Here is a 24,350-nt window from a genome sequence, read left to right on the forward strand (position 1 = left end):
CATAAAAAAGGGCAGCCAAAGCTGCCCTTTTTGCTAACTGGCCCTGTCGAAGTGGATGGTCTCCACCTCAATATTGCGGTGGCGGGCCTGGGCCATGTAGTCCTTCACCAGCTCCACCACGTCATGGGCCACCGATTTGGTGTTGGAAAAATCCAGTACCAGGTGCGAGCCCTTGGGGATCTCGTTGAGCTTTTTAAGGATGCTGGGCTTGTTGAAGAAGGACACTTCTTCAGCCAGCACAATATGGTGGCTCTCGCGATCGTCGCGGCGGCTGACCGTTTCCTTGAAGTGGTAGGAATTGCGGTAGCTGTGCTTGAGGGTAAAGAAAATGCTGACCGCCAGGCCTGTCATTACCCCGGTCAGCAGGTCGGTGGCGAGCATGCCGGCAATGGTGGTGATAAAGGGCAGAAACTGCTCCATACCGTTTTTAAACATCGTCTTGAACACCGCCGGTTTGGCCAGCTTGAAGCCCACCACCATCAGCACTGCCGCCAGGGAGGCCAGCGGAATGAGGTTCAGCATCTGCGACAGCGCCAGCACCGCCACCAGCAGGAACAAGCCGTGCAAAATGGCCGACAGCTTGGTCTTGGCGCCAAAGGCAACGTTGGCCGAGCTGCGCACAATCACTTGCGTTACCGGCAGGCCCCCTACCAGGCCGGAGACAATGTTGCCAAGGCCCTGGGCTTTGAGCTCACGGTTGGTGGGAGTGGTTTGCTTGTTGGGGTCCATCTTATCGGTGGCCTCAACACTGAGCAGGGTCTCGATGCTGGCAACCACCGCCATCACCAAGGCCACACTCAGCACCTCCAGGCTCAGCATCTGCGAGAAATCCGGAAAGGCCAGTTGCTCGGCAAAAGAGCCAATGCCTTCCATCACCGGCAATGACACCAACTGGCCCTCGCCAAGCGGCGCCCCTTGCAGGTCAAGGAGCAGCGCGCAGCCGATCCCGAGCAGCACCACGGCGATGGGCCCTTGTATCAGCCGGAACAGCTTATGGGCCGGGCTCAGGTATTTGTCCCAGACATACAGCAGCGCCAGCGACCCAAAGGCGATGGCCGTTGCCGCCGGAGAAAGGCTGGCAAAGAGGTCGCCATTGAGGCTAACGGCATCGGCGTCCAGGCCAAAAAGGTAGGGAAGCTGCTTTAGGATGATCAACAGGCCAATGCCGGTCAGCATGCCGGTGATCACTGCCGACGGGAAGAAATAGGCCACAAAACCGGCCTTGAGGTAGCCCAGCAGCAGCTGAAACACCCCGGCCAGCACCACGGCGCAGAGGAACACCTCCCAGCCGCCCAGGGTGTCGATGGCGTCAAAAACGATCACCGCCAGGCCGGCGGCCGGGCCACTCACCCCCAGCCGCGAACCGCTGGCCATGCCCACTACCACACCGCCGATAATGCCGGCGATCACCCCTGAGAGCAGCGGCGCCCCCGAGGCCAGGGCGATACCCAGGCACAACGGCAACGCCACAAAAAAGACGATGATGCTGGCCGGGAGGTCAGAGCGTATCTCCTTGAACGATAAGTCCTTTAACATGGCTGCCTCCTCAGCCCGCCGCCAATTTCTGCTCGGCGTAGGCTTCCTGCATTTCGATAAAGGTTTCGCTTACCGGGTCGTAGCAATGCACATTGCCCTTGGCGATGTCATACACCCAGCCGTGCAATTGCACCTGCTTGGTGGCCAGCTTGGCCGCCACCGCCGGGTGGGTGCGAAGGTGCTGGATTTGCTGGAGCACGTTCTCGCGGATGAGCTCGTCCAGGTGCTGCTCGCCAAGCTCGCCGTGTTTTTCGCGGAGCACTTCGGTGGCGCAGCGGCAATGGCCCAGCCATTCCCTGACATGGGGCAGGGCGCCAAGTTTTTCCGGGGCCAGAGCGCCCTTCATGGCACCACAATCGGTGTGGCCGCAAATCACGATATGCCGCACCCCAAGAGCCGCCACCGCATATTCGATAGAAGCGGTCATGCCACCGGTCTGGTTACTGTGGGGCGGGACGATATTGCCGGCATTGCGGCAAATAAACAGATCCCCAGGCTCGGTTTGGGTGACCAGGTTTGGGTCTATCCGAGAGTCGGCACAAGTAATAAACAACACCTCGGGATTTTGCCCGGTGGCCAGCTTTTTAAAGGTCGCTTTTTTTCCCGGAAAGACTTCTTTCTGGAATTTCGCTACACCGGAAATAACATGTTCCATAACCAGATATCCTTAACTGTCAGGGTTAAAACGTTGCCTTATCGCTGGGACGGATCTCGGCAATAGGGTCAATGTGGCGTTTTTATAAAACCTTTTTATTTACAAGGTTATAGAGGGCGTTAATTAGTGTGGTTGGCCCTTAAATACTGAATAGCAGAAAGTTTTGGCAGGAAGGATCTGGTTATTCCGTACTGTGATAGCAAGGAATGTTTAACTTTTATGACACTTGGCTTTTTTTAAATGAGCTGCTGCTTATTTTGAAAGTTAAACTGCGATCTTCATCAATTTTTATCCCAGGTTTGGTTTTAGTTTCCGTAAACGTCATGTTGATTTTGTTATCAATAGATAATTTTTTATACAGATCCTTTCCATGAGCTCCTTTTCATAAAATGGCCCGCCAATGGCGTTTCATTAATTTATCTTTCAGTTTGGCCACCAAAAAAGACGCCTCCGTCGCACGGGCGCAAAAAAGCCGCTGCCGGTGGCGGGGCAAGCTGGTAACCTGCCGCCAGAACCCCATGCTTATACAGGGACCGTGATGAGCAAAGCACTGCGCGATAAATACGAAGACGTCGACCTAAGCCCCGGCCAAGGCAAAGGCAGCGCCGCCCTGGCGCTGTTCCTGGGCAGCCTTTCCTTGCTAGGCGCCCTGTGTTTCTGGATGCCGGCGGTCTTTACCACCCCCGAGTTCCGGGGCTTTTACAACACAGGCATCCTCAAACCCCTGCTGCAACTGTGCATCGTGCTGGGGTTTGGCTGCGGGCTCTTTTCCATGATGCGCCATCAATCGGCTGGCTACGGCCTGACCGGCATGGTGCTGGCGGTGGCGGCGGCCCTGGTGGGCTCGGGCCATATCGAGGCGCCCAATATCGACGGCCGTAACCTCTATGTGGGGCTCGATTACTTCGTGCTGACCCTGGTGGTGCTGGCGCTGGTGTTTGTGCCCCTGGAGCGGGCCTTTCCCAAGGATCCGGCCCAGAACATCTTGCGCAAGGGCTGGATAACCGATCTCAAGTACTTCATGTTCAGCCACATGGGGGTGCAGCTCATCAGCTTTTTCACGGTGATCCCGGTGCAGGTGTTTTTGCATCAGGTGACCACCTGGGAGTTTCAGCTGTGGATAGCGGCCCAGCCCATCTGGTTGCAGTTTATCGAGATTTTGCTGGTGGTGGATTTTGGCACCTACTGGATACACCGGACCATGCATGAGATCCCGGCGCTGTGGAAAATCCACGCCGTGCACCACTCCACCGAGCAGATGAACTGGCTGGCCTCTTCGCGGCTGCATCTGATTGAAATTCTGGTCAACCGCCTGGCCGGCTACCTGCCGATCTTCGTGCTGGGTTTTGCCCCTTCGGCGGTTTACGCCTACCTAGTGTTTATCTCCTTCCACGCCATCTTTATCCACGCCAACGTGCGCTTTCGCTTCCCGGTGCTGCGCTGGCTGCTGGCAACCCCCGAGTATCACCACTGGCACCATTCTTCCGAGGACGAGGCCATCGACAAAAACTACGCCGGTTTCCTGCCCATTTACGACGTGCTGTTCGGCACCGTCTTTATGCCAAAACACCTGGCCAGCCGCTACGGCACCGTCAGTGACAACATCCCCGACGGCATAGTTGGCCAGTTCCTCTATCCTTTCAGAAGCTGGTTTAAAAGGTCCGAATAGGAGGTGGTGTGGAGTCGTGGATCCGGTTTGATAAGCCCTACCAAAGAACAAATCCGCAGCTCGAACAGGCGCTGCGCGAGGAGCTGTTGAAGCTGGGGTTTACCGACCAGGCCGTGGCCGAGGCGCTTAAGGTGGCGCTGCCGCTTTTTAACGAGTCCAAAGATGTGGTGTCGGTGCGGATGAAGGCCGACATCACCGTGCCCTTGGAAGAAAGCCAGCTAAAAGCCCTGAACGCCGACTTGAGCGCCAAGCTGGCCGATTACCAGAAATCGGTGTCGGATTTCATCTCGAAGATAATAGTGCTGCTGGCCATCGCCCACGCCAGCCGATGAAAAAGCCGCCCTCGGGCGGCTTTTTCAGTGGTGGGGGTTGAACTGCTCCAGCACCTGCTGCTGCACCGAGCCTTGCACCTGGAACACCTGCATCAGGTAGCGCAGGAAGTTCTCGTCGTCGCACATGGTCTTGCCGGGGCTGTCGGAGATCTTGGCCACCGGCTGGCCGTTGAGGCGGGTCAGCTTCATGACGATGTTCATGGGCTCGTTGACGCCAAAATCCCCCATCAGCCAGGTGCCGATGCCAAAGGCGGTGTTGATGCGGCCACGGAAATGGCTGTAAATCTGCACCGCCTTTTCGAAGTTGAGGCCGTCGGAGAACACCAGGCGTTTGCGGGTCGGGTCCACGTCCAGTTCTTCAAGGCGCTTGATGATTTTCTCGCCCCAGATGATGGGGTCGCCGCTGTCGTGGCGAAAACCGTCATAGAGCTTGGCCAGATAACGGTCCAGATCCCGGCAGAAGGCGTCCACGCCGATGACATCGGTCAATGCCACCCCAAGGTCGCCCCGAAATTCCTTCACCCAGTTTTCCAGGGCCATTTTCTGGCTGTCTACCAAACGGTAGTTGAGAGCCTGGTGGCTTTGCAGCCATTCGTGGCCCATGGTGCCCTGGCAGCGCAGCTGCAGCTCGCGGGCCAGGTGCGGGTTGGAGGTGCCGGCAAAATGCTGGGGCAGGGCACTTTTGATTTGCTCCAGCACCATGCGCTGGGCGGCAAAGCTGAAGCGCCGCCGGGTGCCGAAATCGGTAAACAGGAAGTCCGACAGGTCCACCTTGTCGCCAAAGGCTTCGAGCTGGCGAATTTTGCCCTGGGTGCTTTTGTGGATGGTGTCGGCATCCACTTCGGGGTAGCGGTGGCGGTTGCGCACCTCGGAGATGGCGGCCAGCACCGGGATCTCCAGGGGCGACACATGCAGCAGCGGGCCGTTGGCCTCGATCACCAGTTGGCCGTCCAGGGCACTTACTTTCAGGAAGTTGGGGTTAAAGCGGAACAGCCGCAAAAACTCCAGGTAGTCGGGTTTTAAAAAAGGGTAATGCTGGCGCAGGTGGGCTAGCTGATCCTCGGTGGCATAAAGCTGCGACAGCGCCTCAAATTCTTCGCGAAGCGGCGCCACATAGGAGCTTAAATCTTCGTTGCTGCGGCAGCGGAAGGTCCAGCGGGCTTGGGTGTTGGGCTGCTGATGCAGGTAGGCCTGCTGCATGGTGAGCTTGTAGAAGTCGGTGTCCAGCAGGCTCTGCACCGAGGTCTTTCCGAACATATCATGAGTCCTTTTTGACAAGCTGGGCCAGGGTACGGGCGTTGTCCACCAAGTGGATACCGGCCCTGACCATTTCCTGGCAGGCGGCCTTGGCCCCTTGGGGGCTGATGGCACGGCAGGCGGCCTGATTCAGATAGACGGTAAAGCCGGCGTTGGCCAGCTGTATGGCAGTGGTTTTAACACAAAAATCCAGGGCCAGGCCCCCCACCAACACAGTGTTGACCTCATTGCACCTGAGCCACTCGATAACGCCGGTGGAGATGCGGTCTTTAAGGTCGTGATAGCAGGCGCCGTAGGGGTGCATGTCGTTCTCCACCCCCTTGTAGACCAGGAAATCGTAAGCCTGGGGCCGTGGCAGGCCGGGGATCAGCTCAAAGCCCGGGGTGCCGGTTTCGGCGTGGCGTACCCAGGTGAGGTCGGTATCGGGGTAGTCCAGGGGCTGGAGCATGTCGTCGTGGCTGGCGACCACCCATTTGGCATTGGGGTTGTGGGCGTCTTTGGAGGCGATGCGAAAATGGGCCAGCGCCGCCTGGGCATTGAGCTCCTCGGCTATCTGGTCACCGCCGGGCACCGGCAGCTCGCCGGGACAAAGCGGGGTAAAGGTGCGCTGGGCATCGACATCGAACGAGGCGATCATCATAGCCTCCGCTGTTGTGCAAGTTTGAGCACTATACCAAATGAAAAAGCGCACCGAAGTGCGCTTTTTACGATTCTGTTTTCCAAAACCCGGCTTAGCCTTCCAGGGCCTTCTTCAGGAAGTTGGGCAGGGCCATGGCGCCTTGGTGTACGCCGCTGTTGTAGTAGTGGGTCTCGAACAGCTGGGCGTCGGCGGCGTCGCGGCGGAATTCGCCGAAGGCGTCGCCTTTGCGGGCCAGGGTGCAGCTCCACCAGCCGGAGGGGTACAGCGGCTGCGGGAACGGCAGGGTCTGGAAGGCGTCGAAACCGGCCTTGGCCATCTCGGAGCGCATTTCCTGGATGAGTTTGGTGTGCAGCAGCGGGCTTTCGGATTGCTGCACCAGAATGCCGCCGGGGCGCAGGGCGCGCAGGCACTCTTCGTAAAAGGCGCGGTTAAAGAGGCCTTCGGCCGGGCCGACTGGGTCGGTGGAATCAACGATGATGATGTCCACGGAGGCGCTGTCGCGGTCTTTCATCCACTGGATACCGTCGATGAATTTTAGCTCGGCGCGCGGGTCGTTGTTGGACTCGCACAGTTCCGGGAAGTAAATCTCGGACAGGCGGGTGACGTTCTCGTCGATGTCGATTTGCACGGCGTTTTCAACGCCGGGGTGCTTGAGCACTTCGCGCAGGGTGCCGCAGTCGCCGCCACCGATGATCACCACCACTTTCGGGTCGGTGTGGGTGTAGAGCGCCGGGTGGCTCATCATCTCGTGATAGAGGAAGTTGTCGCGGCTGGACACCATGGTGCAGCCGTCGATGATCATCAGCTTGCCCCAGTCGGTGGTGTCATACATTTCAGTGGTTTGCCACTGAGACTGGCGGGTTTCCAGGTGCTTTGTGATACGCAGGGAAAAGCCGCTGCCGTCACGGTCGCTGATTTCGGTGAACCAGTGCTTGGGGTCCAATTGGGACATGCTTGTCTGTCTCCATCGACGAGGGCGAAAAAAGAGCGCGCATTGTGCCTCTGTGGTTAGGCAGGCACAATGAATTTTGCGCACATTTTAGCTGCATAGGGTGTGGGGGATCATTACAATACGCCCCCTAAAATTCTTTGCGGCCACAGGAGCTGCTACCCATGCCAAACTGGACCCTCGACAAGGCACGACATCTTTACGGCGTTGCTCACTGGAGTGACGGCTATTTCGACATTGATGACCAGGGTGAACTGGTCGCGTTTCCCGATAGAAACCGTGAAAGAGCCGGTGTCCGATTGTCTGACCTGGTCAAGGATCTCAAGGACCAGGGCTTGTCCCTGCCGGTATTGGTGCGCTTTAACGACATCCTCACCGACCGCGTAAAACGGCTGACCAGCGGCTTTGCCAAGGCGGTGGAGAACCTCGACTACAGCGGCCGCTACCACGCCGTGTACCCCATCAAGGTCAACCAGCAGAAATCGGTGGTGGAAGGGCTGCTCAATGCCAGCCCCCACGTGGGCCTGGAAGCCGGCTCCAAGCCCGAGCTGATGGCGGTGCTGGGTGTGGCCACCCGCCCCATTACCATCGTCTGTAACGGCTACAAAGACTCCGAGTTCCTGCGCCTGGCCCTGATTGGCCGCCGCCTGGGCCACAAGGTCTATGTGGTGGTAGAAAAGCTCTCCGAGCTGAAAAAGCTGCTGGGCGAGAGCAAGGAAATGGGCATCGACCCCCTGGTTGGGGTGCGAGTGCGCCTGAACTCCGTGGGTAAAGGCAACTGGCAGAACACCGGTGGCGAGAAGGGCAAGTTTGGCTTGGCCGCCCACCAAGTGCTGGAAGCGGTAGACATGATGCGCGAAGCGGGCAAGCTCGATTGCCTGAAACTGGTGCATTTTCACATCGGCTCCCAGGTGGCCAACATCCGCGACATCCAGGGCGCCCTCAAAGAATGTGCCCGTTACTATGCCGAGCTGCGTGAATTGGGTGTGCCGCTGGACGTGGTAGACGTGGGCGGCGGCCTGGGGGTGGACTACGAAGGTTCACGCTCCCGTGGCAACTGCTCCATGAACTACACCGTGGACGAATACGCCGCCAAGGTGGTGTATGCCCTTAAAGAAATCTGTAGCGCCCGTGACTTGCCCGAGCCTGACATCATCACCGAGTCTGGCCGCGCCATGACTGCCCACCACGCGGTGATGATCACCAACGTGATTGACGTGGAGCGCGCCCCCACCCAGGTGCAATTTGACGAGCCGGACGACGAGGCGCCGTCGGTGCTCAAGGATCTGTGGCGTACCCTCGAATACGTTAACGAAGAGCCGCCGCTGGAAAGCTATCACGACGCCGTGTACTTCCTCTCCGAAGCCCACGCCATGTACACCCATGGCCTGCTGCGTATCGGTGAGTGGGCCCAGGCCGAGAAGATGTACTTTGCGGTGTGCCGCGCCGTGCGCGAGCAGCTCAACCCCCGCAGCCGTGCCCATCGCCCGGTGCTGGACGAGCTCAATGAAAAGCTGGCCGACAAGCTGTTCTGTAACTTCAGTCTGTTCCAGAGCACCCCGGATGTGTGGGGCATCGACCAGCTGTTCCCGATCATGCCGGTCAGCCACCTGAGCGAAGCGCCCAGCGCCCGTGCCATCATCCAGGACATCACCTGTGACTCCGACGGCCAAATTCGCCAGTACGTGGATGCCGAAGGCATCGAGTCCAGCCTGCCACTGACCGGCTACCATCCGGGCAACGACTACTGCATCGGTTTCTTCATGGTGGGGGCTTATCAGGAGATCCTCGGCGACCTGCACAACCTGTTCGGCGACACCGACTCGGTGCATGTGCAGCTCACCAAGGACGGCTACCGCTTTGACGCCGCCCTCAAAGGCGACACCGTGGCCGATGTGCTGCGCTACGTGAGTTTCGATCCCAAGAGCCTTATTCAGGGGTATCGCCGCCAACTGGCCGCCGCCAAGCTCAGCGACAGCGAGCGCCAGCAATTCAGTGCCGAGCTGGAAGCCGGCATTCACGGCTACACCTACCTGGAGGATTGATGTTCGCGTTTCTGCCCAGCTTCATCAAAGGGCCGTTGGCGGTCTTGGGTTACGTGATAAACACCCTGTTCTGGTTCCCCCTGGCCGTTGGCCTAGGGGTTATCAAGCTGCTGTTGCCCCTTAAAGCGGTGCGCGTTCTGTGTAACTGGGTGCTGGACCGCATTGCCACCTTGTGGATCGCCATCAACAACGCCAACAGCCGGCTTTTTGCCCGCACCCGCTGGGTGGTTGAGGGCCTGGAAGGCATCAAGCGCAAGGATTGGTATCTGGTGGTGGCCAACCATCAGTCCTGGGTGGACATCCTGGTGCTGCAACGCATCTTTAACGGCCGCATTCCCTTCATCAAGTTCTTCTTGAAAAAGGAACTGCTGTACGTGCCCTTCCTGGGCTTGTGCTGGTGGGCGCTGGATTTCCCTTTCATGCGCCGCCACACCAAGGCCCAGATAGCCAAGGACCCGTCCCTGGCCCAGAAGGACATCGACACCACCCGCCAGGCCTGCGAGAAATTTCGCCACCTGCCGGTAACGGTGATGAACTTCGTCGAAGGCACCCGCTTTACCCAGTCCAAGCACGACCATCAGCAGTCGCCTTTTACCCATCTGCTCAAACCCAAGGCCGGCGGTATCGGTTTTGTGCTGAGCGCCATGGGTGACAAACTGCATAAGCTGCTGGACGTGACCATCTGCTACGGCAAGGAGATCCCCAGTTTTTGGGATTTCATCAGTGGCCGGGTAAAAGAGATCAAAGTTAGCATTCGGGTGTTACCGATTGACGACAAATTGCTCGGTGACTATGTTGGTGACGCCGAGTACAAAGCCCGTTTCCAGGAGTGGGTTAATCAATTGTGGGCCCAGAAGGATGCTGAACTGGCCCGCCTCAAAGCGAAGTAAAGGAACCCATGCTGCGTTTTCTTCCCGGCGTTATTCTGGCGCCACTGCTGATTGCCCTGTTGTGCCTGAACGTGGCGCTCTGTGGTGGGCTGGTGTTTGTGTTGTCGCTGCCCAAGCTGCTGATACCGGTGCCTATCTGGCGCCGGGCTATGACCCGGCTGATGGAGCAGGTGGTGCGGGCATGGAGCCTGCTCAACCTCGGGATTTTGCGCCTTGGCAACCGCGTCCAATGGGACGTGCGCGGCCTGGATGGGCTGGATAAACACAGCTGGTACCTGATGATGGCCAACCACTTGTCGTGGCTGGATATCGTGGTGCTGTTTGGTATTGCCGGTGGCAACCTGCCGCTGCCGAGGTTCTTCCTCAAGCACGAGCTGCTGTATGTGCCCTTTCTGGGGCTAGGTTGCTGGGCCATGGACATGCCCTTTATGCGCCGCTATTCCACCGGTTACCTGAAAAAGCACCCCCATAAAAAGGGCAAGGACATCGAGGCCACCGCCAAGGCCTGCGCCAAGCTCAAGCACCACCCTTCCACCATGATCAACTTCGTCGAGGGCACCCGTTTTACCGCCCAAAAGCGGGTCAAGCGCAACTCGCCGTTTCAGCACCTGTTGCCGCCCAAGGCGGCCGGTATTGCCTTTACCCTGTCGGCCATGGGCCAGCAGTTTGACAAGGTGCTGGACGTAACCCTGGCCTACCCCGGCTCCGAAGGCCGCATCGGCCGCGATATCCTGACCGGCAAGCTCAAACATATCGTGGTGGATGTGGAAGCCCTGGCAGTAACTCCCGAGATCATCGGCGACTACTTTGGCGACGTGGAGTTTAAGCGCCAGTTCCAGGGCTGGCTCAACAGCCGCTGGCAGCACAAGGACGCCAAACTGGCCGGTATCGGCGAGCAGGCCGAGCTGGTGGTGAACCTGGCCGAGCAGCGCTCCTGACCATCACCAACGAAAAGGCGACCTTGCGGTCGCCTTTTTTACAGCTGCTTGATGGCGCCCATATCCAGCGCCTTGGCGTAGTCTTCCAGGTCGCTGCTTTGGCATTCGCTGCATTCCATCTGCACCAGCACGGTGCCGTCCATCATGGTCAGGCTCATTTCGTCATCGGTTTTGAGCATGGCGCTGACACCGTTGATTTTCTTGATTTTGTAACCAGCCATGGCGGCCATGTTGGGGTTGGTAAAGAGCCCGGCCATGGCCTGGACCAGGGGCGAGTCCTTGATGATTTTCAGCTCCAGGCTGATGTCATCGCCCTTGTGGTAGAGGCGGCTGCCGGTAACGCCGCCGCCGAGCATGGCAGCCCCTGCGCTTTCTGACTCGGCGTCGTCGGCCTGCCAGCCTTTTAACGGCGCGGGGAACAGTTTGACCATCTTGTCGCCCTGCTGCTGGCGGATAAGGGTGGCGGCGTAGGAAAACTGGTTGGCCGCCTCTGAGAGCTGACCCTGCTGGTAGGCGTCCTGCCCTGCCTTGATGGCCTCTTCCACATCACCGGCCACGGCCATAAAGCTGGCCAGGGCCAGGCAGCAAACTAACGGTGTCTTACCCATGTTCTCTCCTTTGATTAGGGTTCGTCCTAGTGGACCTTTATAATGCGCCATGACGCGAATAAAGGAAGTCATGATGCAAACTTACGCTTTTCCCAACATTGAACTGGTGACCGGCCAGACGGACAGCGATCTGACTATCTGCCTTAATCCGGCTTCTGCTCCCCAAGGCCTGGCCGCCAGTAAAACCCTGGCTCCCAAGGCCAAAGCCTGGCTGCTCACCCAAGACCAACCGACCCTGGTCATCGAAACCGGCGAGGCCAAATCCACCTTCGATTGCCAGACCCAGGCCCGCAAATGGCTGGCCAAGCTCGATGGCTTCCAGCCCAAACGCATCCATGTGCAAGGCAGCGACCCTGCCTGGGTTAAAGCGGTGGTAGAGGTGCTGCTGGCCCGCCAGGTGCAACTGCCCAGTTTTAAAAAAGACACCCAGGCACCGGTGGCCTTGGAGCGGCTCAGCACCGATATCGCCCTGGATGCCCCAAGGCTGTTGGCCGAAGCCCGGGCCAATGGCCTGGTGCGCTGGTTAAGCGCCCTGCCCGCCTCTGAGCTGACCCCGGCCCATTACCGGGTGATCCTCGAAGCTCTGGCCCGCGACCATGGCTGGCAAGTGGAGCTCTTTGACCAGACCAAGCTCGACGGCCTGGGTGCCGGCGCCTTCCTGGCGGTGAGCAAAGGCTCCGACAACGACGAGGCGGCCATCATGCGGCTGCGCTACCGCCCGGCGAGCCCCAAGCGCAAGGTCGCTTTTGTGGGTAAGGGGTTGTGCTTTGACACCGGTGGCTACAACCTCAAGACCAGCCACATGTTCGGCATGAACGGCGACATGGGCGGCAGCGCCGTGGCGCTTGCCAACCTGCTGGCCCTGACCGAGCTGGGCAGTGACCTGGAAGTGGACTGCTGGCTGGCGCTGGCGGAAAACCATATCGGCCCCAAGGCCTACAAGCCCAACGATTTGGTGCGCGCCCTGAATGGCACCACCATCGAGGTGGTAGATACCGACGCCGAAGGGCGGATGGTGCTGGCCGATACCCTGACCCTGGCCTCCCGGGAAGCGCCGGACCTGCTGTTTGACTACGCCACCCTGACCGGCGCCTGTATCCGCGCCATCGGCACTGCCCAAAGCGGCGTCTTCACCAGCCGCGATGACTGGCGCGAAGCCCTGGTGCAGGCTGGCCGCCAAAGCGGCGAACGGGTCTGGCCCTTCCCGCTGGATGAAGACTACGACAGCAACATCGAGTCTGATGTGGCCGACGTCAAACAGTGCCATCCCGGTTCCAGCTGCGACCATATCGACGCCGCCCGCTTCTTGTCCCGCTTTGTGGAAAAAGGGGTCAACTGGGTGCATGTGGATTTGAGCGCCTGTGAAAACAAAGGCGGCCTGGGGCCGGTAGCCACTGAGGTGACCGGTTTTGGGGTGCGCTTTACCCTAAGGGCGCTGCTGGACAGCCCGGCTCTGCAATAAAAAAGGCGCCTAAGGGCGCCTTTTTTATTGGCCAATCATGGCGTGATGTTCTTGTTGTCAGTTTGCTTATCGTCTTCGTCGATGTGCCTGACGCTTGGCTTGATAAAGCTGATGGCCCGCATGGCATCACCCTGCGCCAGGCGTTCGCCGCTGGAGCGCCTGTTGTAGGAAGACGACCACACCACGTTATCGCGCTGGGCGGCGATTTGGGCATTCAGGACGGCGCTGTACATGGCATCGGTCTGTTTGGCGTAATAGCGGTTTCGGCCCTTGATAAAAGCGGCCTGCACTATGGGGGCCACGGCCTTGTCGCACTGGGCCAGGTACTCCTTACCCAAGCGCCCGGCCATATAGGCCAAGTGCCGGTCGCAATCTTGATAGGCTGGGGCGTTGTTGGCCTGGGCCAGAGGTGACAAGGTCGCCAGGACCAAGGCACTGATTGTCATCCATTTCATGCAATCACTCCTTATTTTGCCGATGCTTTTAACTGTTCCAAACGCTGGTATTCGCCGCCTTTCACGTCCCGCTGGGTGCTGCGGACAAAGGCGGGAATGCGGTCATTATCCTTGGCACGAAAGTGGCTGTTCAGGCTGATGGCCAAGTTGCTGACTGCCACCGAAGACGAGCCGATGAAGTGTTTTTGGCGGTTCTGCAGGCCTTTGAGGTAGGCGGAGCGCCCATCCTTCCCTGCCTTTTGACAGGTGACCGGGAAGTCATGGCCTTTGCGGCCTTCCAAGTAGAGGCGTTTGCTGTCGCAGCCGCTGTCGGCGTGAACAATCGACGGCAGAGCGGCGGCAAACAGGGAGAGAGCAAGAATGACGTGGCGCATGACTTTGTCCTTAAAATCAGAAGCGTACCGATAAAGCTGAACCTTTTTTGCACAATTGGCAAGTGCAACGCTGTGTTGCGTTACATCATCCGCAGCAGCAGGCTGTCGATGTGCATGGACTCCTGGATCAGCTGGTCGCGCTCCCATTTCAGGTGGTCACGGGTCTTGTGGGAGAGCTTGTCGTCACCGAGCCGGTCATCGATTTCGCTGATACGCCAGCGGATATCTCGCTGCCGATCGTAGAGGGATTCGCGGTACTGGTTACGCTCGTACACCTTCCAGCCGCGCTCGTAGCTGCGCATGAAATCGTCTTTGGCGCCGCCCTGGCAAACCCCTTGGTAGTGGTTGCCCAGGCTGCCGTTGCGGTAGCCCTGCTCGGGGGTGCAGTACTGGCGATTACCCTCGGCCCAGCCTTTTGAATAGGCGCTGTTATCCACCTTATAGCCATGTTGCTGGCACTGGGCCTGCCAATAACCGCTGCGGGCCACTAGGCCTTTAAAGCCGTCTTCCAGGCCTTGCTGTTGCCAGTTCAGGCTGGCGCAGTCTTCCTTGGTGATGGCGCAGCCAGCCAACAAGCTAAGGGATAAAACAGTGATGAGCAGCCGCATAACCTTTTCCTCTTCAGTTGCTTAAGGATAGGCAGCTCGGTCTAAACCTGCCGTGATAAGGCCGCTTCAGCCGTTGCTGTTGAGCTGCTGGATAAAGCGCTCGGATTCGCTGATGGCTTTTTGCATCTCTCTGACCAGGTTACCGACCTGCTGCTCGATGCTGCCCAGCTCGCCTTTAAGGGAGCCGATGGCGCGGGCGTTGAGGTTGTGTTTGAGAAACAAGACTTGGTCATGGAACTTGGCCAGAACCGGCGGCATTTTCGCCTCGGCCTTGCGCATGGCTTTGATAAGCCTTTGGTAACGCGCTTTGGTATCGCTCAGGGTCTTGGCAGAAGCGGCCCGCAAGGTGGGGGAGCTGTACTGGTCTAATTCATCCTGCCATTCGTCAAACAGGGCCTCGGCTACGTCTTGCACGGCGTTGATGCGTTCGGTGACGTTCTTGGCCGATTGCTCGGCGGCGTCATATTGGGCCGAGAGATCGTCGTAACGGTCCTCAAGGTCGCCGCCGTCCACTTTCACCACGGCGCGAAAGTGCTCGAGGGCATCCTTGAACTGCTGCTGGGCCTCTTCTTGGGCTTCGCCGGCCGCTTCAACGCGGTCGGAGAGGATATCGCGCTTATGAATGCCCACCTTTTCCATGGTGGCGTAATAGGCGCTTTGGCAACCGGTCAGTAGCAGCAGGGTGGCAAAAGCCAGGGGAAGGGCGCGCATGCAGTGGTCCTTTGCGGCAAGTATTTGGTGTTAGAGTAAAAGACAGCATTTCAATGAGCAAATATCGCCTATGCCGCTGCTGACAAGGACAGACCTTTTTGCGCACCTCAAGGGCTTTTGGAATCGCATCGCCGAAGACCGCCTGACCCTGCACGCCGGCGCCATGGCCTACGTGACCTTACTGTCGCTGGTGCCCTTTATCGCCGTGCTGTTCAGCCTGTTTTCGGCCTTTCCCGGTTTTGAGAACGTCAAAGGGGAATTGCAGCATTTTATCTTCAACAACTTCGTGCCGGCCGCTTCGGATGTCATTGCCGACCAAGTGCAGGGATTTGCCGCCAATGCCTCCAAGATGACCGCCGTTGGCATACTTTTTCTGGTAGTAACGGCGCTGACCCTCATTCGCTCGGTGGACAGCACCATCAACCGCATTTTTCGTATTCACCGGCCAAGGCGCTGGTCGGTGGCCTTTGCCATTTACTGGTCGGTACTGACCCTGGGACCGTTATTAATGGGGGTTTCCCTGGCCATCACCTCCTATGTGGTGGGTATGGATGTCTTTCAACAAGGGGCGTTGTCTGGCGTGCGCACCTTTTTGATTAGCCTGGCGCCCTTTTTTGCCTCTTGGGCCGCCTTTATGGTGCTGTACCTGCTGGTGCCCAACAAGAGAGTGCGAGTGCGCCATGCGATGGGCGGCGCCATTTTGGCGGCGGTATTGTTCGAGTTTTCCAAGCGGGCTTTTGCCCTTTACGTGGCCCAGGTGCCGTCTTATCAGCTGATTTACGGCGCCCTGGCGGCGATACCGATTTTGTTTTTCTGGATTTACCTGTGCTGGCTGATCGTGCTGCTGGGGGCGGAGCTAACCGCCTATCTCACCGATCTGGACCAGGAACAGCAAGAGGATGATTGTAATGCGGGAACTGTTGCCTGAGATCCAGGCTAACTGGCAGCAATGGCTGCCGGTAGGTGATGGCCACGAGCTGTACGTGGAAGAAGTGGGTAACCCTGACGGTATGCCGGTGGTGGTGCTGCACGGCGGCCCCGGCGCTGGCTGTAACGAGAACATGCGCCGCTTCTTCGACCCGGAGCGTTACCGGGTGATTTTGTTCGACCAGCGCGGCGCCGGCCAATCAAGGCCTCACGCTTCGCTGCACCAGAACCACACTCAGGCGCTCATAGCCGATATCGAGCTTATCCGCCAAAAAGTAGGGGTTGAAAGCTGGCTGGTGTTTGGCGGCTCCTGGGGCTCGACCCTGGCTCTGGCCTATGCCCAGGCGCACCCCAAGCGGGTTACCGGCCTGGTGCTGCGTGGAATATTCCTGGCGCGGGAAGAAGACTTTGCCTGGATGACTGCCCCTGGCCAGGGCTGTTCGCAGGTCTATCCCGACCACTACCAGGATTTTATCGCGCCGCTTAAGGGCAACACCGATGATTTGCTGGCCCGCTACTACCAATTGCTTACTGCCGACAACGAACTCAAGCGGATGCAGGCGGCCAAGGCCTGGACCCTCTGGGAAGGGCGTATGGTCAACCTTATTCCTCCCAGCAAGGTCGACGAGCTTTACACCGACCCCAGCCTGGCGCTGGCGGTGGGGCGCATGGAGTGCCACTACTTCGTCAACCACTGCTTTATCGAAGAAGGCCAATTGCTGCGCGATGCCCACAAGATAGCCGACATCCCCACGGTAATTGTCCATGGCCGCTACGACATGGTGTGCAAGCTGGAAAACGCCACCTCCTTGGCCAAGGTACTGCCCGGTGCGCAGCTTTGGATAGTGCCGGCAGCGGGGCACAGCGCCATGGAGCCCGGCATCACCGATGGCCTGATTCGCGCCATGGACTGGATGTGGGAGCGCCTTAAGTGATCGCCCTCATTCAAAGGGTGAGCCAGGCGCGGGTGGACATTGCCGGTAGCACCGTCGGTGCCATAGACCAAGGGCTGCTGGTGCTGCTGGGGGTAGAGAAGGGCGATGACGAGGCCAAAGCCCAGCGGCTGGCGCAGAAAGTCGCCAAATACCGGGTGTTTAGCGACGATGAGGGCAAGATGAACCTGAATGTTGGCCAAGCGGGGGGCAGTTTGCTCATCGTCAGCCAGTTCACCCTAGCCGCCGACACCCAAAGTGGCAACAGGCCCAGTTTTTCGAGCGCCGCGCCACCTGCCGAGGGTGAGCGGCTTTATCAGGTGTTTTGCGAGGCCTGCAAGGGGCTAGGCTTGCCGGTCGCCACCGGCCATTTTGGGGCCGACATGCAGGTCAGCCTCTGTAACGATGGCCCGGTGACCTTCTGGCTGACCGCCTGACCAACATTGCCAGTAATAAAAAAGGCGCGTTACGCGCCTTTTTTGATGCCGCAGTGCTTAACGGTTGAGGTAAGCACCCAGCATCCATACGGTTTTTTCCTGCTCTTTGATGTAATCGCTCATCAAAGAAGAGGTACCTTCGTCGCCGACTTCACCGGCCAGCTCCAAAATCTCGCGCTGCTCCTTGATCAGTTGCTGATAGGAATCGAGCAGATGAGAGATACCTTTCTTGCCGTCGGTGATGTCCCGCTCTTCATTGATGCTGGCGCGCTCAATATAGGAGCTGAAGCTGTGCAGTGGGCGTTCGCTCAGGGTCAGGATACGCTCGGCGATCTCGTCAACCTTGAGCAGCAGTTCGTTGTAGGTTTCCTCGAACTTGGCGTGCAGTTCGAAGAAGTTGTCGCCGCGGACGTTCCAGTGGAAGCCCCGCACGTTCATGTACAGAATTTGGTAGTTGGCCAGCAGCTTGTTCAGCAAACCGGTCAGCTTGCTTACACCGTCCTGGTTCAAACCAATCAGATTGTGGTTGCTCATAAGACCTCCGTCGTCATTTGGAATACCAGTCTATTCTAGTCTTCCTAGTTGAATAAGCGCTTAAATCAATTGATGTTAATCGTTAAATATAATCAATTGCCTGCATCCTACCCCATGATATCTAATGGTGCGACAGGTAAATGACAAGGGTATTGACCCAATGCAACTTTGTGCGCCCCTTTCGGAACAAGACCTTATCGCGATCTATGCCTTACGTTGGCAGGTATTGAGGGCGCCATGGCACCAGCCGGTGGGCTCCGAGCTGGATGAGCTGGAAGCCGGCAGCTGGAACCTGATGGTCAAAGACGGTGAGGCGGTGCTGGCCACCGGTCGGTTGCATATTGGCGCCCCCGGTGTTGGCCACATTCGCTATATGGCGGTGGCGCCCGGCCAGCAGGGCAAAGGCCTTGGCAAACTCATCCTAAACGGGTTGATGACCCTGGCCGACAGCCTGGGGCTGGCCGAGGTGGAACTGAACGCCAGGGACAACGCCCTGCGTTTTTACCAGCAAGCCGGTTTTGAGCTGCTGGGGCCTAGCCATACCCTCTATGGCACTATCCCTCATTTCAAGATGCGAAAAAGCTTGGCTGGCAGCCAGGCGGCGCTGGCGCGTGCTCTCACCGGCACCTGGCATAGCACCATTCCCCTGGCCCAGTTCATGGGACTTGAGGCCCTGGCCTTTAACGGCGAGCAGCTGGTGTGCCAGGCGCCCTTTGAGGCCAACAGCAACCTGCACGGCACCCTGTTTGCCGGCAGCCACTATGCGCTGGCAACCCTCACCGCCTGGGGGCGCATTTGGTGGCAGCTTCAGCTTCAAGGCTTGGAAGGGGATATTGTGCTGGCCAAAGGCGACATCCGTTACGCCCGGCCAGCCAAAAGTGCGCCACGCATGTTCAGTCTGCCGGTGGCCAGTTGGGCCAATCTCGACAAGCTGCGAAGTGGCAACAAGGCCCGCATCGAGGTAGGCGCCGTGGTCACCGAGGAGAAACAGTGCGTCTCCGAGTTTCAAGGCACCTTTGTGGTGTTGCCGCGCCATTGAACCGTAGCCAGCCTCGGATTGGTGTTGTTATAATGTCACAGCGCTTTTCCCTTTGAGAACTCCATGCTGTTGCTACTGAGTTTGCTGGCCCTTTTTGCTGGCCCCCTACTTTATCGCTACCTCGCTCGCCAGCAAGACTGGCTGGTGCTGCTGGATAATTTCATCTTCGTGGTGATAGGTGGCCTGCTGCTGTTTCATGTGATGCCAGAGGCCTTGCGGGCCGGTGGCTGGCCGGTGCTTATCTTGCTGCTGGCCGGTGCTGTCGGCCCCGGTAAACTGGAACACCTGTTCAGCGGCGCCGCCAAGGCGACCCACAACCTGACCCTGTTGGTGGGGGTGGCAGGTCTTTGCCTGCATGCCATCACTGACGGCGCAGCGTTGGTGGATGCCAGCCACACCCAGGCTGGCGCCCTGCTGGCCTTGGGGGTAGTGCTGCATCGCTTGCCGGTAGGCCTGACTCTGTGGTGGCTGCTGCGGCCGCAGTTTGGCACCTTCGCGGCGGTATTGGCCCTGGCGCTGGTGGTTATCGGTACCTTGGTAGGTTATTTCGTCGGCTTCCACTGGTTGCCGGATGTCAGCCCCCGCCAGTTGGGCTGGTTGCAGGGCTTGGTGGCTGGCACCTTGTTGCACGTGGTGCTGCACCGACCCTTTAGCCGCCATCACCATGGCAGCCAGTGGATGGCGGGTCTTGGCGGCCTGGCCGGCGCAGCGGTGCTGGTGGCGATCTCCATGCCGGCCCTTTACCAGGCGCAGGCCCACGGCCATGCCCATGACGCCGATGCCGGTGCGGCGTTGCTGCGTTTTTGGCTGGCCCTCTCTCCTTGGTTGCTGGCGGCCTATGGCCTGGCTATGGTGATGAACTGGCTCCAGCCCCTTCGCCACCGAGGTGACGAGCAGGGCCAAGGCCTGCTGCGGGGCATGGCTTGGGGGTTGATGCTGCCGGTGTGCCTGCCCGATGCCGCCCGGGTTTACCCCAAATTGCTGCAACACGGCGCCAAGCCGCTGATGGCGCTGGCTTTCTTGCTGGCTGCGCCTATTTTCGGTATCGACGCCCTGCTGGCCAGCTTTGCGCTGCTGGGCGGGGAGCTGACCCTCTGGCGCTTTTTGGCGGTATTGGTGTTGGCCTTGGTGTGCGCTGGCTTGCTGGTGCGGTTTTTGCCCCAGGTGCCGGGGCGCAGCTGCTACCAGCATGACGCCGAAGCGCCGCTGCGCTCAGCTTTTGAAATGGGTTACGGCCACCTGATAGACCACACCGCGCCGTGGGTGATCACCGGCCTAGTGGTGGCTTCCACCCTGGCCCCCCATCCGCTGTGGGCCACCTTGGCGGCGCAGCCGGTGTTGCAGCTGCTGCTGGTGTTGGCGCTGGCCTTTCCCTTGCATCTTTGTGCCACCGGTTTGACGCCGGTGGTGGCGGTGTTGCTGGCCTTTGGCCTCGATTGGGGCGCCGCCCTTGCCTTGTTGCTGGTGGGGCCGGCCTTGAACCTGGGCTTGCTGCGGTATCTGGCGGCGCAGCATTCGCGCCAATTCGCCCTGGCGTATGGCCTGGCGGTGGTGGCTATCGCTGCGGTGCTGGCACTGGTGATCAGCCAGTGGCTCGGCATTGGCGCCAGCTCTTTGCCAGAACTCAGTGCCGAGCAGCTAGACAGCCCCTGGCGGGTACTGTGCGCGCTGGTGCTGATTGCGGTGTTTTCCACCGCGCTACTGAGGCGAGGTGCCAGGGGCTTTGTGGCCGAGCTCTGGCCCAAGGGGTTGGAGATAAAACCTCACCATCATCATTGACTTATGGCCATTGGGCGCCACTCTTAAGGCAATCTGGATATTCGGGAGCAACCATGGTCTGGTTGAAAAGAGTGGTGACAGCACTGGTGCTGTTGGTGGTGATATTGCTGATTGTCGGCCTGTTCCTGCCGCGAGACGTGCAGGTGGAGCGCACCGTCACCATCATCGCGCCGCCTCAGCAGGTCTATGCCGAGGTGGTGGACCTTAAACATTTCAACCATTGGTCACCCTGGTTCGGTATCGATCCGGCCACCCGCTATGTACTGGCTGGCAAGCCCGGTCAACCGGGGCAGCAGCTCAGTTGGCAGTCCGACAACCCCAGTGTCGGTAAAGGCTCCATGACTCTGGTTGAGTCCAACGCGCCCGGTTACGTGGCCTTCAAACTCGATTTTGGCCCCCAGGGCCAGGCTGATAGCTACTTTCGGATCCGCAAAGACGGCAAGCAAAGCGAAGTCACCTGGGGCTTTCGTACCAACTTTGGCAACGACATTGCCGGCCGCTATTTTGGGCTGATGATGGACAGCGTGCTGGGTAAGGATTTCGAGAAGGGCCTTGCCAGTCTGAAAAAGACGGTAGAAGAGGGTGAAAATAAACCCGACGACAACGGCTAGAGGAGGGAAGAGGGGATTCTGCCTGTTTCTATTGTCGTCGGGCCAGTCCGAAAACAACGTTACCAACCGAAGCCGGTAACTAGCGGACCTGATAAGGAACTGCGCAGCCGGGACGTCGTCTGCACAGCTGTGAACCGCCGCAATGACCCCGCTTGCAAAAGGGCATCCGCTGAACACCCGTTCACTCTACAACATCACTTAGGCAGTTGGATAGATTAAATTTATGGTTGTGCCTAAAATGCCTGAAATTTCAACAGCAATTATCGGTGCCGGGTGGCTGGGAAAGCCGCTGGCTGCAAGGCTTTTGGCTCAAGGTGGGTCGATTTTGACCACGCGCCGGAGCGCCGTAGGATGCGACGAACTGAAAGCCGCCGGGCTGCCTTGTGTGGCACTCGACCTCGCGGCTGATGACGCCAACCTCACCCCCCTTGCCGGTTTTTCGCGGCTGGTTTTGGCCTTTCCCCCCGGCATTCGCCGCGGCAAAGGGGAGCAATACCTCGACATGTTGGCGCGGTTGCGCGACGGCCTAGCAGGCACCAAAGTGCGGCAAATACTGCTGGTATCTTCCACTGGCGCCCTGGCCGATGTAGAAGCCGAAGTGGATGAGCAAACCCCGGCCGACCCACACTCGCCCCTGGCCCAGGCAGAGCAGGCTTTGCTGCAAGACAGCCGCTACCAGAGCAGCGTTATCCGCATGGCTGGCCTCTTTGGCCCTGGGCGTTATCCTGGCCGCTTCCTGGCCGGTAAAAGTGAGCTGCCCCGGGGCGCGGCCCCGGTCAATCTTATTCACCAGAGCGACGCCGTGGGCCTGTGTCTGGCCATTCTTAACCAGCAGCGCGTGGGGGAAATCTTCCACGGCGTGGCGCCGGTGGCCTACCGGCGCGACCATTTCTACACCGAAGCGGCCAAGCTGCTTGGGCTGGCGTCGCCGCACTTTGCCGACCAGCAGGGCGGCAAGCGAGTGCTTGGCGATTGGACCGCCCAGAGCCTCGGCTACCAATACCAGGTGCCAGACCCCCTGGCGTGGTGCCAAGGGGCGGCGTCTGGGGTAGAATGCTGACCCTTTGCTCAATTTCTTTTTCGACGGGATGGTGTTGTGAACATTCAAGCGCTGCTTAATGACAAGGTTGGGGCTGCCATGGTGGCCGCGGGTGCGCCAGTTGGGACCCCAGCGGCGGTGCGCCAATCGGCCAGGCCGGAGTTCGGCGATTATCAGGCCAACGGTGTCATGGGCGCTGCCAAGCGAATGGGCCAAAACCCCCGCGAATTCGCGCAAAAGCTGCTGGATAACCTGGATTTGGCTGATATTGCCGACAAGCTGGAAATCGCCGGCCCTGGCTTTATCAACATCTTCTTAAAGCCCCAATGGCTGGCCGAGCAGGCCGAAAAAGCCGTGGCAGATGCCGATCTCGCCGTCACCAAACCGGCCAGCCAAACCGTGGTGGTGGACTACTCCAGCCCCAACCTTGCCAAGGAAATGCACGTTGGCCACCTGCGCTCCACCATCATCGGTGACGCCGTGGCCCGTACCCTGGAGTTTTTGGGCCACAAGGTGGTGCGCCAGAACCACGTAGGCGACTGGGGTACCCAGTTCGGCATGCTGCTGGCCTACCTTGAGAAACAAAAGGCCGAAGGCAAGAGCCAGGCCGAGATGGGTCTGTCAGACCTCGAAGTCTTCTACCGTGCCGCCAAGGGCTGCTTCGACGAAGACGAAGCCTTTGCCAACCGCGCCCGCGAGCTGGTGGTGCTGCTGCAAGGCGGTGACCAGGCCTGCCTGAAAATGTGGCGTGAGTTCAACGACATCTCCCTGGCGCACTGCCTGGAAGTGTATGAAAAGCTGAACGTATCCATGACCCGGGCCGACGTGATGGGCGAGTCTGCCTACAACGACGACCTGGCTCAGGTCGTGGCCGATCTCGACGCCACAGGCCTCTTGGTAGAAGACCAGGGCGCCAAGTGCGTGTTCCTCGACGAGTTCAAGAACAAAGACGGCTCCATCACCCCCATCATCATTCAAAAGGCCGGTGGCGGTTACCTCTATGCCACCACCGACCTGGCGGCGATGCGCTATCGCAATAACGTGCTCAAGGCTGACCGCGCCCTCTACTTTGTGGACCAGCGCCAGGCCCTGCACTTCAAGCAGGTCTTTACCCTGGCCCACAAGGCCGGTTTCGTGCGTGACGCGCTGAGCCTCGAGCACATGGGCTTTGGCACCATGAACGGTGAAGACGGCCGCCCCTTCAAGACCCGCAGCGGCGGCACCGTCAAGCTTATCGATCTGTTGAACGAGGCCGAAGAGAAGGCCTATCAGCTGGTTAAAGAGCGCGGCGGCGACTTTAGCGAAGACGAGCTAAAAGAAGTGGCCCACGCCGTGGGTATCGGCGCCGTGAAATACGCGGACTTGTCCAAGCACCGCAGCTCCGACTACATCTTCAGCTTCGACGCCATGCTGAGCTTTGAGGGCAACACCGCGCCTTACATGCTCTACGCCTACACCCGGGTGGCCTCCATCTTCCGTAAGGCCGGCATTGAGCCGCAAAGCCTCACCGCGCCGCTGGTACTGGGCGAGCCCCAGGAAAAGGCCCTGGCCCAGAAGCTGGTGCAGTTCGAAGAAACCATCGAGTCGGTGGTGCGTGAAGGTGCGCCGCACTATCTGTGCCTGTATCTCTTTGAGCTGGCTGGGCTTTTCTCCGGCTTCTACGAAGCCTGCCCGATCCTCTCCAGCGAAGACGAGTCCGTCAAAGGTTCGCGCCTGAAACTGGCTCACCTCACCGCCCGCACCCTCAAGCAGGGCCTGGATCTGCTGGGCATCAAAACCCTCGAGCGGATGTAAGCGCGCCGCGATGAAAAAAGGCAGCCGCTTGGCTTAATGCTGATCAGTTAAGACCGATCGCTTGACTGATCCTCTAGTGATGGAAAAATCCGACATCTCCTTGGTGTCGGATTTTTTTATGCGTCTTCA

The 24,350-nt window shown here is 59.1% G+C and carries 25 protein-coding genes; 14 read left to right on the forward strand and 11 right to left on the reverse strand.

The features are described 5' to 3' along the window. Positions 1 to 33 precede the first annotated feature (33 nt). Positions 34 to 1,536 (reverse strand): SulP family inorganic anion transporter, encoded by a 1,503-nt coding sequence (locus EDC28_RS18575; protein WP_123422601.1) that lies wholly within the window; start codon positions 1,534 to 1,536, stop codon positions 34 to 36. A 10-nt stretch (positions 1,537 to 1,546) separates the two neighbouring features. Continuing rightward, positions 1,547 to 2,191, reverse strand: coding sequence for a carbonic anhydrase (locus tag EDC28_RS18580; protein ID WP_123422602.1), 645 nt, complete (start codon positions 2,189 to 2,191; stop codon positions 1,547 to 1,549). 538 nt (positions 2,192 to 2,729) lie between these two features. Between EDC28_RS18580 and EDC28_RS18585 the strand changes: the two genes are divergently transcribed. Together EDC28_RS18585 and EDC28_RS18590 are read left to right on the forward strand one after the other, a co-directional pair. Beyond that, positions 2,730 to 3,860: a sterol desaturase family protein gene (locus tag EDC28_RS18585; protein ID WP_123422603.1), complete on the forward strand. Its 1,131-nt coding sequence runs from the start codon at positions 2,730 to 2,732 to the stop codon at positions 3,858 to 3,860. Between the two features lie 8 nt (positions 3,861 to 3,868). Then, complete coding sequence (locus EDC28_RS18590; RefSeq protein ID WP_050659706.1) at positions 3,869 to 4,192, forward strand: hypothetical protein; 324 nt, start codon at positions 3,869 to 3,871, stop codon at positions 4,190 to 4,192. A 24-nt stretch (positions 4,193 to 4,216) separates the two neighbouring features. Here EDC28_RS18590 and pncB read toward each other — a convergent pair whose 3' ends face one another. From pncB to speE, 3 genes are all read right to left on the reverse strand, one after another. Then, on the reverse strand, positions 4,217 to 5,449 hold the full coding sequence (pncB, locus tag EDC28_RS18595) for a nicotinate phosphoribosyltransferase (protein WP_050659707.1): 1,233 nt from the start codon (positions 5,447 to 5,449) through the stop codon (positions 4,217 to 4,219). A 1-nt stretch (position 5,450) separates the two neighbouring features. After that, positions 5,451 to 6,086 carry a nicotinamidase gene (locus tag EDC28_RS18600; RefSeq protein WP_123422604.1) on the reverse strand — a complete coding sequence of 212 codons (636 nt, stop codon included), beginning with the start codon at positions 6,084 to 6,086 and terminating at the stop codon, positions 5,451 to 5,453. A gap of 94 nt (positions 6,087 to 6,180) precedes the next feature. Beyond that, positions 6,181 to 7,041, reverse strand: coding sequence for a polyamine aminopropyltransferase (speE, locus tag EDC28_RS18605; protein ID WP_123422605.1), 861 nt, complete (start codon positions 7,039 to 7,041; stop codon positions 6,181 to 6,183). A gap of 161 nt (positions 7,042 to 7,202) precedes the next feature. Here speE and speA point away from each other — a divergent pair, with 161 nt between their 5' ends. From speA to EDC28_RS18620, 3 genes are read left to right on the forward strand one after another with little or no spacing between them, the layout of a single operon-like run. Beyond that, positions 7,203 to 9,083: a biosynthetic arginine decarboxylase gene (speA, locus tag EDC28_RS18610; RefSeq protein WP_050659710.1), complete on the forward strand. Its 1,881-nt coding sequence runs from the start codon at positions 7,203 to 7,205 to the stop codon at positions 9,081 to 9,083. After that, positions 9,083 to 9,973 (forward strand): acyltransferase, encoded by an 891-nt coding sequence (locus tag EDC28_RS18615; protein WP_050659711.1) that lies wholly within the window; start codon positions 9,083 to 9,085, stop codon positions 9,971 to 9,973. Before speA ends, EDC28_RS18615 begins: the two co-directional genes overlap by 1 nt. An 8-nt stretch (positions 9,974 to 9,981) precedes the next feature. After that, the gene (locus EDC28_RS18620) at positions 9,982 to 10,911 is read left to right on the forward strand and encodes an acyltransferase (protein WP_050659712.1); all 930 of its coding nucleotides are present in this window, start codon (positions 9,982 to 9,984) and stop codon (positions 10,909 to 10,911) included. Positions 10,912 to 10,949: 38 nt separating this feature from the next. Here EDC28_RS18620 and EDC28_RS18625 read toward each other — a convergent pair whose 3' ends face one another. Next, the gene (locus EDC28_RS18625) at positions 10,950 to 11,519 is read right to left on the reverse strand and encodes a hypothetical protein (RefSeq protein ID WP_123422606.1); all 570 of its coding nucleotides are present in this window, start codon (positions 11,517 to 11,519) and stop codon (positions 10,950 to 10,952) included. Between the two features lie 73 nt (positions 11,520 to 11,592). On the opposite strand from EDC28_RS18625, the gene EDC28_RS18630 reads away from it, so the two are divergent. After that, entirely contained in the window at positions 11,593 to 12,981 is a 1,389-nt protein-coding gene (locus tag EDC28_RS18630; RefSeq protein WP_123422607.1) for a M17 family metallopeptidase, read from the forward strand. Positions 12,982 to 13,016: 35 nt separating this feature from the next. Here EDC28_RS18630 and EDC28_RS18635 read toward each other — a convergent pair whose 3' ends face one another. From EDC28_RS18635 to EDC28_RS18650, 4 genes are all read right to left on the reverse strand, one after another. After that, positions 13,017 to 13,436 carry a hypothetical protein gene (locus tag EDC28_RS18635; protein ID WP_123422608.1) on the reverse strand — a complete coding sequence of 140 codons (420 nt, stop codon included), beginning with the start codon at positions 13,434 to 13,436 and terminating at the stop codon, positions 13,017 to 13,019. 11 nt (positions 13,437 to 13,447) lie between these two features. Next, a complete protein-coding gene (locus tag EDC28_RS18640; protein WP_123422609.1) occupies positions 13,448 to 13,810 on the reverse strand; it encodes a hypothetical protein in 363 nt (120 codons plus the stop codon). 80 nt (positions 13,811 to 13,890) lie between these two features. Then, positions 13,891 to 14,418 carry a DUF2799 domain-containing protein gene (locus tag EDC28_RS18645; RefSeq protein WP_123422610.1) on the reverse strand — a complete coding sequence of 176 codons (528 nt, stop codon included), beginning with the start codon at positions 14,416 to 14,418 and terminating at the stop codon, positions 13,891 to 13,893. A gap of 66 nt (positions 14,419 to 14,484) precedes the next feature. Further along, entirely contained in the window at positions 14,485 to 15,129 is a 645-nt protein-coding gene (locus EDC28_RS18650) for a DUF2959 domain-containing protein (protein WP_123422611.1), read from the reverse strand. A 70-nt stretch (positions 15,130 to 15,199) separates the two neighbouring features. Between EDC28_RS18650 and EDC28_RS18655 the strand changes: the two genes are divergently transcribed. From EDC28_RS18655 to dtd, 3 genes are read left to right on the forward strand one after another with little or no spacing between them, the layout of a single operon-like run. Continuing rightward, entirely contained in the window at positions 15,200 to 16,057 is an 858-nt protein-coding gene (locus EDC28_RS18655) for a virulence factor BrkB family protein (protein WP_123422612.1), read from the forward strand. Next, positions 16,038 to 16,991, forward strand: a complete 954-nt coding sequence (gene pip / locus EDC28_RS18660) for a prolyl aminopeptidase (RefSeq protein WP_123422613.1) — start codon at positions 16,038 to 16,040, stop codon at positions 16,989 to 16,991. The genes EDC28_RS18655 and pip overlap by 20 nt, the downstream gene beginning before the upstream one ends. Next, entirely contained in the window at positions 16,988 to 17,425 is a 438-nt protein-coding gene (dtd, locus tag EDC28_RS18665; RefSeq protein WP_050659722.1) for a D-aminoacyl-tRNA deacylase, read from the forward strand. The genes pip and dtd overlap by 4 nt, the downstream gene beginning before the upstream one ends. Positions 17,426 to 17,482: 57 nt before the next feature. Here the strand turns inward: dtd and EDC28_RS18670 are convergent, their stop codons facing one another. Next, a complete protein-coding gene (locus tag EDC28_RS18670; RefSeq protein ID WP_050659723.1) occupies positions 17,483 to 17,959 on the reverse strand; it encodes a Dps family protein in 477 nt (158 codons plus the stop codon). A 160-nt stretch (positions 17,960 to 18,119) separates the two neighbouring features. Here EDC28_RS18670 and EDC28_RS18675 point away from each other — a divergent pair, with 160 nt between their 5' ends. The 5 genes from EDC28_RS18675 to argS all read left to right on the forward strand — a co-directional run bounded on the left by EDC28_RS18675 (position 18,120) and on the right by argS (position 24,221). After that, positions 18,120 to 18,998, forward strand: a complete 879-nt coding sequence (locus tag EDC28_RS18675) for a bifunctional GNAT family N-acetyltransferase/hotdog fold thioesterase (protein WP_050659724.1) — start codon at positions 18,120 to 18,122, stop codon at positions 18,996 to 18,998. Positions 18,999 to 19,061: 63 nt separating this feature from the next. Further along, a complete protein-coding gene (locus EDC28_RS18680) occupies positions 19,062 to 20,777 on the forward strand; it encodes a permease (RefSeq protein WP_123422614.1) in 1,716 nt (571 codons plus the stop codon). 53 nt (positions 20,778 to 20,830) lie between these two features. Further along, positions 20,831 to 21,388 carry an SRPBCC family protein gene (locus tag EDC28_RS18685; RefSeq protein ID WP_050659726.1) on the forward strand — a complete coding sequence of 186 codons (558 nt, stop codon included), beginning with the start codon at positions 20,831 to 20,833 and terminating at the stop codon, positions 21,386 to 21,388. Positions 21,389 to 21,713: 325 nt separating this feature from the next. Further along, entirely contained in the window at positions 21,714 to 22,448 is a 735-nt protein-coding gene (locus EDC28_RS18690) for a Rossmann-fold NAD(P)-binding domain-containing protein (protein ID WP_123422615.1), read from the forward strand. Positions 22,449 to 22,484: 36 nt separating this feature from the next. Continuing rightward, complete coding sequence (gene argS / locus EDC28_RS18695) at positions 22,485 to 24,221, forward strand: arginine--tRNA ligase (RefSeq protein ID WP_123422616.1); 1,737 nt, start codon at positions 22,485 to 22,487, stop codon at positions 24,219 to 24,221. Positions 24,222 to 24,350: the final 129 nt, after the last annotated feature.

The organism is Gallaecimonas pentaromativorans (genome assembly GCF_003751625.1).
Taxonomy (GTDB): domain Bacteria; phylum Pseudomonadota; class Gammaproteobacteria; order Enterobacterales; family Gallaecimonadaceae; genus Gallaecimonas; species Gallaecimonas pentaromativorans.